General features: G+C 38.1%; 16 protein-coding genes and 1 pseudogene. 6 read left to right on the forward strand and 11 right to left on the reverse strand.

The genetic code is table 11. The annotated features are described in order from the left end of the window. Window positions 1-164: 164 nt before the first annotated feature. Window positions 165-818: an SDR family oxidoreductase gene (locus tag KQI49_RS02505; RefSeq protein WP_216487000.1), complete on the forward strand. Its 654-nt coding sequence runs from the start codon at window positions 165-167 to the stop codon at window positions 816-818. Between the two features lie 175 nt (window positions 819-993). Here KQI49_RS02505 and KQI49_RS02510 read toward each other — a convergent pair whose 3' ends face one another. The 3 genes from KQI49_RS02510 to cls form a co-directional block, all read right to left on the reverse strand. Next, a complete protein-coding gene (locus tag KQI49_RS02510) occupies window positions 994-1,422 on the reverse strand; it encodes a hypothetical protein (protein WP_216486525.1) in 429 nt (142 codons plus the stop codon). A gap of 150 nt (window positions 1,423-1,572) precedes the next feature. Then, window positions 1,573-2,550 carry an NAD(P)H-quinone oxidoreductase gene (locus KQI49_RS02515; RefSeq protein ID WP_216486526.1) on the reverse strand — a complete coding sequence of 326 codons (978 nt, stop codon included), beginning with the start codon at window positions 2,548-2,550 and terminating at the stop codon, window positions 1,573-1,575. A gap of 188 nt (window positions 2,551-2,738) precedes the next feature. Continuing rightward, window positions 2,739-4,169 (reverse strand): cardiolipin synthase, encoded by a 1,431-nt coding sequence (cls, locus tag KQI49_RS02520; RefSeq protein WP_216486528.1) that lies wholly within the window; start codon window positions 4,167-4,169, stop codon window positions 2,739-2,741. Window positions 4,170-4,321: 152 nt separating this feature from the next. On the opposite strand from cls, the gene KQI49_RS02525 reads away from it, so the two are divergent. From KQI49_RS02525 to KQI49_RS02535, 3 genes are all read left to right on the forward strand, one after another. Beyond that, window positions 4,322-5,674 carry a sodium-dependent transporter gene (locus tag KQI49_RS02525; protein ID WP_216486530.1) on the forward strand — a complete coding sequence of 451 codons (1,353 nt, stop codon included), beginning with the start codon at window positions 4,322-4,324 and terminating at the stop codon, window positions 5,672-5,674. Between the two features lie 471 nt (window positions 5,675-6,145). Continuing rightward, entirely contained in the window at window positions 6,146-7,258 is a 1,113-nt protein-coding gene (locus KQI49_RS02530; protein ID WP_216486532.1) for an FAD-dependent oxidoreductase, read from the forward strand. 25 nt (window positions 7,259-7,283) lie between these two features. Then, the gene (locus KQI49_RS02535; RefSeq protein ID WP_216486534.1) at window positions 7,284-7,721 is read left to right on the forward strand and encodes a MerR family transcriptional regulator; all 438 of its coding nucleotides are present in this window, start codon (window positions 7,284-7,286) and stop codon (window positions 7,719-7,721) included. Between the two features lie 189 nt (window positions 7,722-7,910). Here KQI49_RS02535 and KQI49_RS02540 read toward each other — a convergent pair whose 3' ends face one another. The 5 genes from KQI49_RS02540 to KQI49_RS02560 form a co-directional block, all read right to left on the reverse strand. Beyond that, the gene (locus KQI49_RS02540; protein WP_216486536.1) at window positions 7,911-8,516 is read right to left on the reverse strand and encodes an ABC-2 transporter permease; all 606 of its coding nucleotides are present in this window, start codon (window positions 8,514-8,516) and stop codon (window positions 7,911-7,913) included. After that, window positions 8,509-9,375 (reverse strand): ABC transporter ATP-binding protein, encoded by an 867-nt coding sequence (locus tag KQI49_RS02545; RefSeq protein WP_216486537.1) that lies wholly within the window; start codon window positions 9,373-9,375, stop codon window positions 8,509-8,511. Before KQI49_RS02545 ends, KQI49_RS02540 begins: the two co-directional genes overlap by 8 nt. Window positions 9,376-9,380: 5 nt before the next feature. Next, a complete protein-coding gene (locus KQI49_RS02550) occupies window positions 9,381-9,752 on the reverse strand; it encodes a GntR family transcriptional regulator (protein ID WP_216486538.1) in 372 nt (123 codons plus the stop codon). A 55-nt stretch (window positions 9,753-9,807) separates the two neighbouring features. After that, the gene (locus KQI49_RS02555) at window positions 9,808-10,107 is read right to left on the reverse strand and encodes a YfzA family protein (protein WP_216486539.1); all 300 of its coding nucleotides are present in this window, start codon (window positions 10,105-10,107) and stop codon (window positions 9,808-9,810) included. Between the two features lie 612 nt (window positions 10,108-10,719). Next, on the reverse strand, window positions 10,720-11,205 hold the full coding sequence (locus KQI49_RS02560) for a GNAT family N-acetyltransferase (protein ID WP_216486540.1): 486 nt from the start codon (window positions 11,203-11,205) through the stop codon (window positions 10,720-10,722). A 169-nt stretch (window positions 11,206-11,374) separates the two neighbouring features. Between KQI49_RS02560 and KQI49_RS02565 the strand changes: the two genes are divergently transcribed. Next, the gene (locus tag KQI49_RS02565; RefSeq protein ID WP_216486541.1) at window positions 11,375-11,626 is read left to right on the forward strand and encodes a hypothetical protein; all 252 of its coding nucleotides are present in this window, start codon (window positions 11,375-11,377) and stop codon (window positions 11,624-11,626) included. Window positions 11,627-11,916: 290 nt separating this feature from the next. On the opposite strand, the pseudogene KQI49_RS02570 reads toward KQI49_RS02565, so the two are convergent. Beyond that, window positions 11,917-12,443 (reverse strand): annotated as a pseudogene (locus KQI49_RS02570) (YfiT family bacillithiol transferase). A 354-nt stretch (window positions 12,444-12,797) separates the two neighbouring features. Between KQI49_RS02570 and KQI49_RS02575 the strand changes: the two are divergent. Then, window positions 12,798-14,255, forward strand: a complete 1,458-nt coding sequence (locus tag KQI49_RS02575) for a hypothetical protein (protein ID WP_216486542.1) — start codon at window positions 12,798-12,800, stop codon at window positions 14,253-14,255. Between the two features lie 300 nt (window positions 14,256-14,555). On the opposite strand, the gene KQI49_RS02580 is transcribed toward KQI49_RS02575, so the two are convergent. Both KQI49_RS02580 and KQI49_RS02585 read right to left on the reverse strand, forming a co-directional pair. After that, on the reverse strand, window positions 14,556-15,410 hold the full coding sequence (locus KQI49_RS02580) for a GNAT family N-acetyltransferase (protein ID WP_216486544.1): 855 nt from the start codon (window positions 15,408-15,410) through the stop codon (window positions 14,556-14,558). A 286-nt stretch (window positions 15,411-15,696) separates the two neighbouring features. After that, window positions 15,697-16,260 (reverse strand): DUF4256 domain-containing protein, encoded by a 564-nt coding sequence (locus tag KQI49_RS02585; protein WP_216486545.1) that lies wholly within the window; start codon window positions 16,258-16,260, stop codon window positions 15,697-15,699. Between the last annotated feature and the right edge of the window lie 299 nt (window positions 16,261-16,559).

Raw genomic sequence — 16,559 nt, forward strand, 5'->3', positions numbered from 1 at the left:
CGATAAAATTCGATAAATCCGTATTCAATGAGACATTCATACAAATGTTGGAATATCTCATAACACACTTTATGGAATTAATTTAACAATGCTTTTAATCTGGACATTCCGCGTTCAATTGCTTTACGCTATTAATAGAGTCTTAAAAATCGAGAGGACGTGAGATAGTGAAGGTTTTAGTTGTTGGAGCAAATGGTCAAATTGGAAAACACTTAGTTTCTTTGATTCAAGAAAGTGAGTCACTCACAGCAAAAGCGATGATTCGCGAGCAGGAACAAGCTTCCTATTTTGAAAAGTTGGGTGCAGAAACCGCTATCGTCGATTTGGAGGATGACATTGACGCTATCGCAAAAGCAGCAAAAGACGTTGATGCGGTTGTCTTTACGGCGGGCTCAGGACCGCATACTGGTAAAGACAAGACCATTATGGTTGATCTTGACGGAGCAGTGAAAACGATAGAAGCAGCAAAAGTCGCCAACGTAAAACGGTTTGTGATGATCAGTTCTTTTGATACGACACGCGAGGCTATTCAAGGGGCTTCCTCTTCCTTTGCGCCATATGTTATCGCTAAACATTACGCGGATGAATGGTTAAGAGACTCGGAATTGGATTACACAATCATCCATCCCGGACTTTTAACAAATGACAATGGAACCGGAAATATCAGGGCCGGAGAAAAAGTGGAACGTGATGAAGTGCCTAGAGAAGATATTGCGCAAGTCATTTATGAAACATTAAAAGATGAAACGACGATAGGGAAGGAATTCCAGGTCGTTAAAGGAACGAAACCTATTAAGGATTCACTTGAAACACTTTAAGTAAAAGTTATGGAATAATTATCAACAAGAGCAAAAAAGCCGAGCGTTAGGATAGCACTCTTTCCTAACACTCGGCTTTTTATATAACACTTACATATTAGCGAAGGAAAAACATGAAGACTCGAGCAGGAAGGCACTGAAAAGTCCCCCAAATTGCTCCCGCACCACTTTTCGGCTAGTATATCTGCTTTACCCTCCCTGGATTTACACCTAAACCATATTCCGGGTAGTGTACCTGCTTTACCCTCTCTGGATTTACTCCTAAACCATATTCCAGGTAGTATATCTGCATTATCCTCTCTGGATTTACTCCTAAACCATATTCCAGGTAGTATATCTGCATTACCCTCCCTGGATTTACTCCTAAACCATATTCCGGGTAGTGTATCTGCTTTACCCTCCCTGGATTTACTCCTAAACCATATTCCGGGTAGTGTACCTGCTTTACCCTCTCTGGATTTACTCCTAAACCATATTCCAGGTAGTATATCTGCATTATCCTCTCTGGATTTGCTCCCAAACCATATTCCAGGTAGTATATCTGCATTATCCTCTCTGGATTTACTCCTAAACCATATTCCAGGTAGTGTACCTGTAATTCCAAAAGTCTGTTGGAGATTATGTCATAACGTTGAAGTACTTTTTCAGCGGCTTCGCTCGGCAGTGCCTGCGGAAAGCGGAATGTTTTTCCGTCACGATGGTATAGAAAGATATATTGCTTTTTTAAAAGTTTGTAAATCCTTAAGAACTATAATCAACCTACTTCAATTACAATTTTTCCGATATTTTTATTATTTCCCATATGTTCATGGGCTTGTGACATTTGATTGAGCGAAAAGGTGCGGTCAACAATAGGTTTTAGTTGATCATTTTCAAATAACTCGTAAGTTTTCGAGATAAATTCCTTTGTCAAATTTGCCTTGTATTCATCACTTCTTGGTGTTAACAACGTTCCAGTCAACTGAATACGTTTCATCATCAAATCTCTTAAGTTAAGACTTTTAACTGTCGATCCACCAAGGATACCAATTAACACCCAGCGTCCATCGACTTTAATACTGCCCATGTTTTTCTCCCAGTACGATGCCCCAATAAAATCAAGAATCAAATCAACCCCTTGATTGTTCGTCGCTTTTAACACCTCTTGGTCAAACTCTTTTACTTTATAGTTAATTGCTAGATCTGCACCAAGACTTTTACCAAAATCAAGTTTTTCTTTTGAGCCGGCAGTAATGATGGCATGTGCTTTTCCAAGTTGTGTCGCAAGCTGTGTTGCCGCTGTCCCGACACCACTACCCCCAGCGTGAATAAGCACTGTCTCACTTTCCTGTAAATTTCCAAGCCAAAATAATGTTTGATAAGCTGTTAAAAACACTTCTGGGATTGCCGCCGCTTCCACGAATGAAAGCTTATCCGGAATGATCATCGCCCGCTCCACCGGCATGACGGCATATTCAGCATAACCTCCGCCATTGACGAGCCCCATTACCCGGTCACCTTCTTTAATAGTCGAACCAGGCACAGTTTTCTCAACGATTCCGGCAACCTCAACACCTAAAATCGGATGATTTAAATAACCCGAGGAACTCTCTCGATTAATAATATCAGTTCGGTTAACGGCTGTCGCTTCGACCTTTATTAACAATTCGGCTTCTTTCGGCACAGGTTTCGGCTGATTACTCAATTCGAGTTGGTCGGCACCACCTGGCTGTTTTACAATGATAGCTTTCATGTTTGGGCCTCCTTTAACTATATATTATTATAGTAGCATATTTTATTGTATATAAGACAAGACCGAACGGTGGTGAAACCCTTCAATCTTTGTCGACTCTTCACGACTTGCAGAACTTCACCATCATGCTCTTTTATTACCATTGTCCGCTAGAGTTTCTACTAAACTGCTTACAAGGTTTTTCGGCTTTATAAAATAGGTGATAACAATCTCGAAATCGATTCTTTAATTTTAATTATCAGCGAACGCTTTTGATAATCTTCTAATGTCAGTTCTTTTGAAACTTGAATGTCTTTCTCAAAAGTGGTCCGTAGCTCTTGCGTTTTCTGTTCGTCATAAATAAACGCATTAACTTCAAAATTAAGACTGAAACTTCGCGAATCAAAATTAGCTGTTCCAACCGAAGCAATCGCATCATCTGCAATCAATGTTTTTGCATGAATGAAACCATTTTCGTAAATATACACTTTTGCCCCTGCTCTCAGAAGTTCCCCCATATTTGACAGTGTTGCCCAATAAACAAACATGTGATCAGGCTTGTCCGGGATCATAATTCTAACATCAACCCCTGATAACGCGGCGATTTTCAGTGTATCTAGAAGCGTATCATCTGGTATAAAATAAGGTGTTTGTAAGTAAATATACTTTTTGGCTGTGACAATCATTTTGACATAACCGTTTTTAATATGCTGCCACTCCGCATCTGGTCCACTTGAAACTACTTGCATCCCGACGTGACCAACTTGAGGAAATTCCGGAAAGAACCGTGCTTCATAAGTAAAGTTTTTTTCTTTAGAAGCCTGATTCCAATCCAATATAAACCGGGTCTGCAATGCGTGGACCCCGTTGCCTTTCGTTCGCAAATGGGTATCTCGCCAGTATCCGAATTTTTCATCTAAACCAAGATACTCATCTCCAACATTAAATCCCCCGATATAACCGATGCTCCCGTCTATAATCGCTAGTTTCCGGTGGTTTCGATAGTTATAGTTAAAATGAGGAAAAAAGACTTCAACCAGACCACCTGCTGCTATTAACCCATTGTAAAAGTTTTTGGAAATGCCTCTAGAACCCATATGGTCATACAACACACGCACCTGAACACCCTGCTTTGCTTTTTCAGTCAAAGCATCAACCAATTCCGTCCCTAACCCGTCGTCATGAATAATATAATACTGAATATGGATATGATCTTTGGCTTGATGAAGATCCTTAAGCAGCGCATCAAACTTTTCCTGCCCATCAGTGTATATATCAATATGATTATTTTCGGTTAAAATCGCACCATTTTTTTCAAGATGCATAAAAATATGGTCTTTATATAACTCACTTATTGGATTATAAAATTGATAGGTTTCATTTTTAATTGTATTAATTTGTTCCGATACTTGAGTTTTGATACCAACTTTGTCTTGATCTGCCCAATAAAACATATGCTTTCTAGAGAAATTCTTGTTGAAAATAAGATAGATGATAAACCCTAATAACGGAATTAAAACTAACACCATCAACCATGCCCATGTTGTGCTTGCATTTTGCCGTTCGAAAAAAATAATGATTCCAGCTAAAATAATATTTATGATAAATAAAACACTAAATATAATTGAAGTGACTCCCATTCATATTCTCCTTCATCATTTTTCTTTATTTATTATGACAGGTCTACATGAAATAAACTATCATTTTCCAAAATTTTATATCATCCCTTTTCATATTATCGGTTATTCCCTATAATAGAACTTTATATGACAAAGACAATAAGGAGATTTTCATGAGTGCATCTAAAGAACAGTGGACATCAAAATTAGGCTTTATTTTAGCAACAGCAGGCTCTGCAATTGGTCTTGGAGCAATTTGGAAGTTCCCGTACATGACAGGTGTCTCGGGTGGGGGCGCATTCTTTTTTATTTTTATTATTTTCACTATTTTCATAGGAATGCCCATTTTACTAGCTGAATTTCTAATTGGTCGAGGCTCTGAAAAAGACGCAATCAGAGCTTATAAAACATTTGCCCCAAATACAAGGTGGCATTTCATCGGCATTCTTGGCATGATGACCTGCTTTATTCTTTTATCCTTTTATAGTGTTGTCGGTGGTTGGATTCTGATATATATTTTTCAGACGATTACAGGAAATTTATCTGGGCTACTTCAAAATGATTTTGGTGGCCTGTTTGATGATTTAATTGCTAATCCCTTCACCGCAATTTCAGCGCAATTCGTGTTTATGATCATTACAATTCTCGTTGTCGCTAGAGGCATTCAAAATGGTATTGAGCGCGTCAGTAAATTTATGATGCCAGCTCTATTTATTGCTTTTATTATTTTGATTATTCGCTCGTTAACATTGGATAATGTTAGTGAAGGGATTTCCTTCTTCCTGTATCCCGATTTTTCAAATTTGAATTCAAAAACAATCTTATTTGCGCTAGGTCAGTCTTTCTTTTCCATCAGTGTCGGAGTGTCCGTCATGGTAACGTATAGTTCCTACTTATCTAAACAGGAAGATTTGCCAAAATCAGCTTTTACCGTTGTCTTGATGAACATTTTGATTTCTCTTTTAGCTGGATTAGCCATTTTTCCAGCCGTTTTTTCATTCGGATTTGAACCTACAGAAGGGCCAGGATTATTGTTCGTCGTCCTTCCCGCTATGTTTAGTCAAATGCCACTTGGCGAAATCTTTCTCTTTATCTTTTTGATTTTATTTTTATTTGCTACATTTACCTCGGCCTTTTCCATGGTCGAAATTATTGTCGCAGCTGTCACAAAAGGGAAAAACGAAACAAGAAAGAAAGCGACATGGATAACAGGACTCTTAATTTTCCTGGCCGGCATCCCGTCTGCATTATCATTTGGTCTGTTAAGCGATATGACATTCTTTGACATGACAATGTTTGATTTATCCGACTATCTCGTATCCAATATTCTCATGCCGATAGGTGCTTTAGCGATTGCGATTTTCACTGCATTTAAAATTCCGAGGAAAGTTCTTCTTAAAGAAATGAGCGAAGGGTCTAGGCTAGGGAAGAAAATATTTGTTGCCTGGTTTATGATTATTAAATATGTGGTTCCTGTTGCAATTGTTATTGTCTTTTTGGATGTTATTGGTGTGTTAAATTTTTAATGAAATCAGAGGGGCTTCTCTCGATTAAAATGCGGAAGATATGAGATCTTTTGAACGAGAGAGCCCCCCTCTCGATTGAAGTGCGGAGGATAGGAGATCTTTTGAACGAGAGAGCCCTTCTCTCGATTAAAATGCGGAAGATATGAGATCTTTTAAACGAGAGAGCCCCCCTCTCGATTGAAGTGCGGAAGATATGAGATCTTTTGAACGAGAGAGCCCTTCTCTCGATTAAAATTCACAGGAAATGAGATAATGTGAACGAGAGTACATATTAATTTTCCTCCCACGCTTGCTCTCTTCAACCTGATTCAAATTTACTTCCATCAAAATAATCCAATTTAAAAGGCCTATTCTTTGACTTCGTGTTACTCGAAGGGCTTATACTTAATTACAAGTTAAACTATTATATAAAATCAGAAAATCTCTGATTAAAATATAAACATGTGATTGAAGTAAGGGAGATGTTTTTTTATGGAAAAAACAACTCGTAATTTTGAAACTCAAAACGATTCTGCTGTTATCGTCGGTGCATCGCTCTCTGGCCTTATGACTGGTATTGCTCTCGCTCGAGAAGGAGTGAGTGTAATCATTTTAGAGAAGGTTGGAGAAGAAGGACGGACGGGGTCTGGCTTACAAGTCGATGGCGTCACATTTGGCCAATCCAAGACAGAAAAGTTTTTAAGGAAAATTGTGTCGGATGGAAGGAAATCTGTTCAGCTTTGGTCATCGATTGAATCTCGGTTGCGTGCGGAAGCAAAGAAGTATTCAAATATTGATTTACGTTACAATACTCGAATCGAAGCAGTGGATCAAGATGACGATGCTGCCTGGGCTTTAACAGAAAAAGGTGAAAAATTCTACGGCGATCTTTTGATAGGTGCTGATGGCCATCATAGCATAGTACGCCGTCATGTGGCACCAGACAAACCGGATGCAACGTTCGCGGGGTACATGGTTTGGCTTGCTTCTACAGATGAAAACAGCCTTCCAGAAGAATTACGCCCCAGTCCACATCACCCGGAAGTCCAATTTTTAAATAGCTTTAACGGATTTTTAATCGGGTCAATTATAGATTCAGGTACCGAACCGGGTAAAAAAAGTCGCAGAATCGGTTGTACATGGTATGATCATTCAAGAAATGATTTGTTGCGCCGCCTCGGTTGTATAGAAGGAGATGTCGTACATCATTCACTTAGCGCTTCTGATATTCCTGAAAAAACACGTACTGAACTCACTCGGCAAGTGGCTGCCAATTGGCCTGAACCATGGGCATCCGCTATGCTCCATGCGCTTCAAACCGGCAACATCACGGGGACGCCTATCAAGGAATATATTCCTGAGCGACTTGTGAAGAGACGGATTGCTCTAGTTGGGGACGCTGCCCACGTCCCTGCCCCCATCACCGCGAGCGGATTTAACGCCTCCCTCAAAGACGCCGCAGAATTGGGGAAATGTGTCGCCAAAGGAATCAAAGGACGCGCGGCAACCCTGGCACTAGAAAAATATGAATCCAGTCGCTTAAATAAAGTCCAGCAAATGGTGGCATCCGGACAATGGTATAGTCAATCTTTTGGAAGATTATGAGGAGAAATTTAAGGAGAGTTTGCTCATGTATACTGTCAAAGAAGCGGCTAAATTACTTAATTTAACAGAACACACCATCCGTTACTACACTGATAGAAAGCTAGTGCCACACTTAAAACGCGATAAAAATAATAACCGTTTGTTTGATGATGAGGCATTAAACTGGCTTTTATGTGCTAAATTTTTTCGACATTGTGGCATGTCAATTGAAGATATAAAAAGGTATATTGACCTCTGCTTAGAAGGAGAATCAACTATAAAAGAACGTTATAATATTATGGTTAAACAAAGAGACATCGCTCAAGCACAATTAGAAGAAGCCAAGAAAAGAGCCAAATATATCGAAGAAAAAACTAATGATTATTATAACTTTATCAATGGGAAGATATCGGATGATGTCAATCTAATTAAGTGGAAAGTTTTAAAAAACGAGAAACCTTTACCCGGTAAAGATAAATCATAACTTTTCTATGAAGAATTGTAGTTCATTCTTCTCTGCTGATGAGCCACCGCATGCTAAGCATGTCGGGGGCATATCTAGCCCTCACCTGCCCCCTGAAATCTACGTGTTTTCTTATGCTGGTAGAAAAAATTTACTTTAACACGTTCGCTTTTACATTAACTAAAATACTTACCTCTTCACTCACATAATTTAAAAAGCTTTTCGTTGATAAACTATCGTTGATATTCCCCAAGATAAAGCATAAAGTATCGCAACACCAAGCGCTAATCCCGTATATAACGTAATCGTTGAGAGACTCGCAATAAAATTTGTAATCATCGGCATATAATCCATTAAATAATCAACAACGCTTGGAATGACTGCCACAGATACTAGAAAACTAATCAGTACAATCGTAAAAATATGGCCTTGTTTTAAAAGATAAAACAATGGAAAAGCAAACGACGCAAATAATAAAAATAAACCACTACCAATTGCTATATGAGTTAAGGTAAAGTTTTTTCCAAAAACAAATAAAAACAAACTCACCAGTACGATAGATAACACCATACAAACAATAGCACTAAGATAACGTGATGCTATAATTTCTTTCCGTGTGTATGGTAATGAATTCAACAATATATTTGTTTCGGCTTTTTCATCATAATAATAAGCATTAAACGGGATATAAAAACTTGAAACGAGAAAAGTCAAAATAGGATGCGAATTTGTAAGTATGAACACTAAAATAAACGGGATAAAAACTAATAATTGCCACTTTTGTATGATCAAGTCACGTCTCATTAAGTTAAACATGCTGCACTCCCCCTTCCAAGTAATACATGACGTCCTCCAAAGACGCACGTTCAATAATGACTGTATTGCCAAACGTTTCTTCAACCTCTGCTATATTATTCGTTAATGCCTCAAATCCAGTCGGTGCACGATGAATATGAATAAACGCTTTTTCTGTATCTCGATCTAATAGCTCGACGCTGCCTTTAACGAGCGCATAGTTCTCGGCTACTTCATGTATCGATTGATTAAATACTAATTTGCCACCTTGGATAAAAGCAATATAATCCGCAATCCGGTCTAAATCGGTCGTAATATGTGTAGAAAAGAAAATAGTGCGATTACCATCAAGCATTAATTCTTGTACGAGATTCAGAAATTCTCGCCTGAAAATTGGATCTAACCCAGCTGTCGGCTCATCCATTATAATCAATTCAGCATGATGTGATAGAGCCAACGCTAATGATGCCTTCATTTGCATTCCTTTTGAAAACTTTTTAATCGCCTTATTAAGTGGGAGTTCGAATTGGTCGATATATTTATAAAATAATGCATCATCCCAGCGCTTGTAAGCCGGTCCTACAATTCGCTTTATGTCTTTTAAGTTCATCCCCTCAAAAAATACATTCCCATCATAAACAAAACCGATACGTTCCTTAATTTCTTTTTCATATGTCTTATAATCTAATCCGAAAAGTTTTACCTCACCAGCATCCGGTTTTAACAAATTCATCATCATTTTAATGGTTGTCGTTTTTCCTGCTCCATTGGCTCCGATAAATCCTGTTATAAAGCCCTTTTTTACCTGCAAATCCATATTATTAATAGAAAAACCTTTAAATCGTTTTGAAACATTTTTTAAGTCAATCAAATTTTCCATTCGTTTCACCCCTCATACAAAATTTCTAATAACTCTTGCAGTTCTTCTAGAGATAATCCAATTTCTCTACTATTCGTAATAACAGCACCCAACTGCTCCTCAATCACTTTCAACTTTTTTTCGCGAATAACCTCTAAATTTTGCTCTGCAACAAACGAACCTTTCCCAACCATCGAATAGATAAAGCCCGCTTTTTCAAGTTCTTCATAGGCCCGCTTCGTCGTAATCACACTAATTTGGAGATCCTTCGCCAGTCTCCGCATCGAAGGAATAGCATCTCCTTCCTGCAGTTCACCCGATAAAATAGACGACTTAATTTGATCTGTAATCTGTTCATAAATCGGCTCCTTAGAGCTGTTCGAAATAATTATTTGCATGCCCATCCCTCTTCGTTGGGACATGGGGACAGGCACGCTGTCCCATGTCCCACAGTCATTTTTTGAAAAAAACAGTTATATCATGTCCTGCTCGAATCAATAGAGCTATAATATGGACTGCTAAACAAAGATTAAAAAACGGAAAAGTGTATAAAGCAAACCATTCCGTAAATAGCTTTGAATCTAAAATCCATCTTCCTGCCCTAGCAAATAAATGCTGGCTATCGTTTATATTGGGCTCGAAGCCCGTACCGTCAACAAGAAAAAATATGAATTGGACAATTAAAAATAGGCTCATAGATAAAGTCCAACGCTTCACAAACTTAACATCAAACGTTTCTTCCGTGCTAATCATATTGAATACTCCTTTCATTTTGGATGTCACCGCTCATATAATGTATATATACTATATGCACATTATATACACACTTGTTATTTTATGCAATCTCTTTTTTGAAAATAATAAATAAATCTAACTCTATATAATTTAAAACTTATGACATTTATAGATTTTCACATATAAAAAACATGCTTTGAAATGAATCAAAACATGTTCGTGTGGCATGTCATTTGTAAAACAAAGATGAAGGTGAGATTCTGTGACTCACCTTGACTTCAACTGCTTATGATGAGTAACTTAGACTCAGTTTAAGCTACCCTTTTTGATTGAAATTATTTATAAAGTGAAACTTCAATCAGTGGGGTTTTCATACTTCCGCCACTGATTGTTAGTTGAACAAATCGGGCTTTCACTGGCATAAAGATGACTTATCTTACCCCTATTGGTTGAAATCACTTCGTAAGAGAAAACATAGACGGTAAACATTATCTTTAGGCTTCAGAACACGGATATTGTAAAGATTTTGAACCTGCCCAGAAGCCGCTCGGACGATTCATTTTTAACGTCCCAGCATTGACATTTTCGATAATGTATAATGTTACGCAATCATCCATATTCCCTTGCAACTTATTTAGATTTAAACTCTTTAATGTACCACTTATCCATCGTGCCGTGTTCCGAACCTTCAATTGGTTTGTCTAGTTCTTTAAATCCGAGTTTGCTATAGAGTCTGTTCGCGACTTTTAACTTACGGGATGTTTCTAAATAACAATATGTATAATGCTCCCTAACAAAATCAAGGGCCACTTCCATTAGCTTTTTTGCCAAACCTTTTCCTTGGGCTTCTGGGATAACGTATAATTTTTGTAATTCCCCAACATCATTTTCCTGCCCAAAGGGTCCAATTCCTACACCGCCGACCACATGACCCTCTTCATCCACAGCGACCCAATACTTTGCATTCGGCTCATTCTTATAAAACTCTGCTAAATGACTCAGCTGAGGATCAAAATAGGCTGTACCTGGAATATCTAAACCAAACGATTCCAGGGAACGTTTAATAATTTGTTCCATTTTCTGATTATCTTTTTCTTCAATTTCTCGAATGATCATGGTTATTTCTCCTTTTCATTTTCAAAATTCTTTGTTAAGTTGCTTCTTACCAAATGTTTCAGCTATTGTATCACATTTACGAGCTTTGAATCTGACAATTCTGTTCATTATTATTTCACTAATAAATGATTCCTTCATTTTAGGACACTCTATACCTAGGTGATAAGTCATGAAAGCAAATGAACAAGATTATAAAAAATATAGTGACGCCATTGATCGAATACAAGAAGGATACGATGCCATGGTCGAGTTATTTAACGAACTCGAAAATGACACTCCGTTTATCAATTTTGAGCCTAGAGTCATTGATAAAATAGAAATTGCAAAAGAAAAATATGGGGACAATCTCATTGATGAGAAAATTAATTCAGTCATTGATGAAGTTCTTTCGTGGCTTGAGCTTGAAGAAAATGAAGAGTAATTCTTTCGTTAAAATACAAGCGAAAAATCTTAGTAAAACTCCCCATTCTTTCAGATAATATGTAACCATAGAAAAAGTCAGGTTTCTAATACTTAACGTTAGCATTTCTTCCTATCTCTACACTATTTAACATCAAAAGTAAATGGCCTCTGTTATATCTTCGGGCGGATAAGTGCCTTGATAACTATTGAAAAATTCTTTCTCATACGTAAAAACAATGAAAAGGTAACAGGTACGTTGTCTAAATTCACCGCTGGGACAACGTGCCTGTCCCTTAGTCCCATATTGCATTATTTTGATAATGCAATTTTTATATGAGCTAAGTGATGTTCTTCGTGCCAACATAATTTTGCAACCTTTGTTGCGACTGTTATTTTCTCTTTTTTCTTTTCACCTTTTTTCTGGAGAGTAAAAGCTCTATATAATTGCTCCTCAGTTAGACTATGTCCTAATGATACGATGCGCTCATTTATACCATCTAGGATTTTGATCGAACTTTCTATAGACAGTTTTGTATCTGGTTGAATAGCCCATTTATCTTGATCAAAAGAGCTGGTACAGTTGGATTCTCATCTGTTAAAGCCAGCTTGAGACGTTGATACATAATCAACTGGGAGTCCGCAATGTGATGAACAAGTTCACGAACTGTCCAGCTATCATCACGATAAGTCCTACTTAATTCCTCATCACTTAATGAGTCAACAATTTCATTTAATCGAATCGTGTAAGTATCGATTTTTTTCAACCATTTTTGTATATCTTCTAATGATACTTTTTCCGGAACTGTTAACTCCCCAATTGGAAACTTTACATCCACTTTCAATCCCCTCCTTTTTTGTTAATTATCTTCTTAGGATGGGACAAGGTGCCTGTCCCCATGTCCCACATTTTTTAGTTAATTCAATTTTAACATAATTTATTTGATAAATGGCCGACTGGATAAAAAAAGATGTCGTGCCTGGCCCTTGTATCAATTGAGTACATCTTCTTCCAGGGAATACGGAGGGAATCTACACCAAATTAACGATTAATCGTATATAGGCGAATTAATCACATCACGACATGACATACATATTATAAAAAAAGGTATTTGAATTTGTGCTCTAATCTGGACCAAAAATTTTTGGTAAGAAAGATTTTAAAAACATTAAATAAATGAGGTGGCAGATATATGGAAGGTCATGTCGTTTTGACAGCTTCCCATTGGATTTATCTAGCAGTTATTGTCATGATTCTAGTGTTCATTGTTTTTAGACGCGAGGTTGTTGTTCCTTCATTGGTGGGTATTTTCACATTGGGAATATTAGCCGCGCAAGGGCAAGGTGTGACAAATGGTTTTATCAATGGCTTACAGACTGTTTTTGAAGCCTTGTTGAATGCCGGTGTAGAACTTTTCGATATCATGCTTATTATCGCCCTGATGGTGGCAATGCTCAAATCATTGCAATCTCAAGGAGCAGATGTCCTTATGGTTGCTCCTGTGAAAAAGTTGATGGTCACCCCTACAACAGCTTTCTTTGTTTTAGGGATTATGACGTATATAGCGGCCACTTTCTTTTGGCCCACGCCAACTACTGCTTTGGTAGGAGTCGTACTTATTCCTGTTGCTATACGAATGGGATTGCCCGCTATGGGGGCTGCTGTATCTATAAGTTTGTTCGGACATGGGATGGCATTATCCGGTGACTTAGTCATTCAAGGGGCCACTAAATTAACAGCAAGTTCCGCGGGTGTGAGTACGGGAGAGATTTTAACTTACACTGCTTTGTTCTCCCTTATTGTTGGTGGTGTGGCCATCGCGATAGCCTTTTACACCATTCGTCGAGATATGAAAAGGGGAATATTGACAGCAACAATGACTGGAGAATCTGACGGTTTTAATACGGCGGATACAAAAATGGACTCCCCTTCAGAAGAGAACCCGAAGCAGGGTAAGCATGCTAGGTTATTTGCTATTCTTGTTCCTGCAGTTTTATTGATCGTCGTTTCCATCATGATGTTTCGAGCTATTTTCGATCGAGATAATGTCATTTCAGGTGGAGATGCCACAGGCTTTTTAGGCGGAACAGCAATCATTTTGTTGGTACTTTCAACTTTTGGCCATGAAGGTTCCAAAGGATTTGAAAAAATAATTGATCATCTGCGTGAAGGTTTTTATTTTGCCATTAAAATCTTTGCTCCTGTTATTCCCATTGCTGGCTTCTTTTTTTTAGGAAACCCAGATGATGCTGTAGCCATATTAGGCGAAGAAACCCCTGGATTTTTGTTTGACTGGGGGCAGATTATTGCTACGAGCTTAGGTGATAGTCCATTAATAACATCATTTGGTATCGCCTTAGTCGGTATTCTTGGAGGGTTAGATGGTTCAGGGTTTTCCGGTTTACCCTTAACAGGCGCTTTATCAGCGGCAGTGGGATCAGCTCCAGGCTTGAATGTTGCCATTTTAGCATCCTTAGGCCAGGTTGCTGGTATCTTCGTAGGCGGAGGAACGATAGCGGCTTGGGCTTTTGGTGTCGCAGCAGACTCCGGGGTTTCCGGTGTCAAACCAGTCGATCTCGTCAGGCGAAATTTTATTCCCGTTATGGTCGGACTTTTTGTAGCGTGTCTTGTTGGGATATTTCTCATGTAGATCGGGACATGGGGACAGGCACGTTGTCCCACTTCACCACTGGAGAAAGGTGCCTGTTTCTTCATCCCTCCTATCTCACATTAGAATATCCTTCCAGGAAACTTATTTGGTTTTGAGATATAGGGACAGGTAGCCTTCCCTATAAAGTGAAACTTCAATCAGTGGGGTTTTCATACTTCCCACACTGATTGTTAGTTGAACCAATCGGGCTTTTACTGGCTGTTGATCCCCCACTTATAATTCTTGATTCCCTTCGAATCCTTCTCGTTAAGGTCTTACAGCCAGTTGACCTGCGATAAATCATTCACTTTTATTAAAAGCAAGATGAACGGAATCCGCAATCCTTTCATAGCCAATTTCTCTATATATCTTATTTGATGTTGGGTTCATCATGTCTGTGTACAGTACGCAAAAGTTAAATTCTTTAAGTAGTTCTTTTGAAATCGCCGCAACAAGCGTCCTGGCATATCCTTTTTTACGCTCTTCTTTTGGAGTATAAACTAAAGAAACGGTTACACCATTTTTTGTAGGCCGTGACTTCTTCATCATTGACACAATCTCACCTTTATCTTCCCACAGAAAAACCTCTCGCTCTTTTAGAAACATTGCAACACGTTTTTCTACGTTTTCGATTGGCGAAATTGGCATTCCGGTATCTTTTTCAAAAAGGTTGAACCATTTTTCGATAAGTGAAGAATCGCTTTCCTCAGCATAACGCCACGTACCAGAACTTTGTTCAAGTGTTTCATTCACTTTATTTAATTGATACAATCCTTGATCCATAAGTAATTTATGAGTCATGCCGGTTTTTCTTTCCCACTTTTCCGCAATTTTATATGCCCAAGGTTTCAAGCTAATAATGGAGCTAAAATGTACTTTAAGTTCAATCATATTTTGTAAGAAGAAATCAATTATTTTTTCTATACGGATTTCATCAACAAAAATAATATTTAATGGATGAGGAGGTGTCATTTGAAAAAAGGCTAATAGTTTTCCGTCTTCTTCAATTGTCGCCATAAATGGATTCTCATAGTTACCAGCTTTAATCGCTTGCAATACGCCATAAAAAAGACTGAATACATCTTCCTTTTCTAATAAAATCGGTTCAATCTTTCTTTCAAATTCGTAAGCATTATCATAAACTTTAAATTTCATTTTCAATACCTCGTTTCTACTGTAAATAATCCCCAAATCATCGTGACAATCGCTCCTAAATAATTGATATCGCAGAGGCTTTTCTAGCTCTTTTCTAAAGTTAAGGTTGTCGAGTAGCAAAGACGACACTAGCCAAGTGCACTGTTACTGTGTGGGACGTGGGGACAGGCACGCTGTCCCTGTTCACCGCTGGGACGAGGTGCCTGTCCCCACGTCCTAAGTTAATGAATTTTCTGATATTTTAGTGTGTCTTTTTCCGCTAAATGTGGGTTATGTTTGTCTACATTCAGACTCTCAATAACCCACGGAATCCCCGAGTACTATAGTAAGACGATGCACCGTTATGATATACGAAGACGTGCCCATAGCGATAGTCGCAAAATAGAGCACCGCCCCGCTCTCTAATATCAGATGGAGTTTGCACCCAACTTGATGTTTTCATATCAAAATCTCCAAACTCCTGCAGTGTTCGATACTGCTCTTCTGTTAAGAGTTCAATACCCATGTCGGTCGCCATATCAATAGCCGTATTTTCTGGTTTATATTTTCTCCTTGATTCCAAGCCTGCGCGATCATAACAGACACTTCTGCGGCCTTTAGGGCTCTCCGGTGAGCAGTCATAAAATACGTATTCATCCGTACTATAATCATACTCAACAAAATCCGGTTCGCCACCCGTTTTTTCCATTTCATTTAGTGACCATAATTTACCTGGGTATTTTTCGAGTCTTGCTTGAACGTCATTCCATTCTATCTCTTGATGACGATCCATATTTTTCTCAAAACGCGTTTTTAAAATTTTGAGTAATTCTTCTTGTTGTTCTGTGGATAAATTCTTATCGTTTGTCATATTGAAATCTCCTTATCATTTTAGGATTTGGGATAGGGAAGTTGTCTTATTACAGGTTGAAGAAAGACTTTTAAAATAAAAAATGGGGAAGACATTTGTCTTTATAAGTTTTTAAACCCGTTCGTTTTTATCACTTTCGCTCTTTACGAAACGCACTGTACCTAATTTTGTTTTACATTATAACACGATTAGATAGTTAATTCTCACTACGCAATCATTTTTAAACCAACCACTTAAAGAAAATAGGCAAGATACCGTGAGCCTGTTTTACAAATCTAATCATAGCCATTTACCATTTT

Origin of the sequence: Virgibacillus sp. MSJ-26 (assembly GCF_018918075.1) — a bacterium.
Lineage (GTDB): Bacteria > Bacillota > Bacilli > Bacillales > Amphibacillaceae > MSJ-26.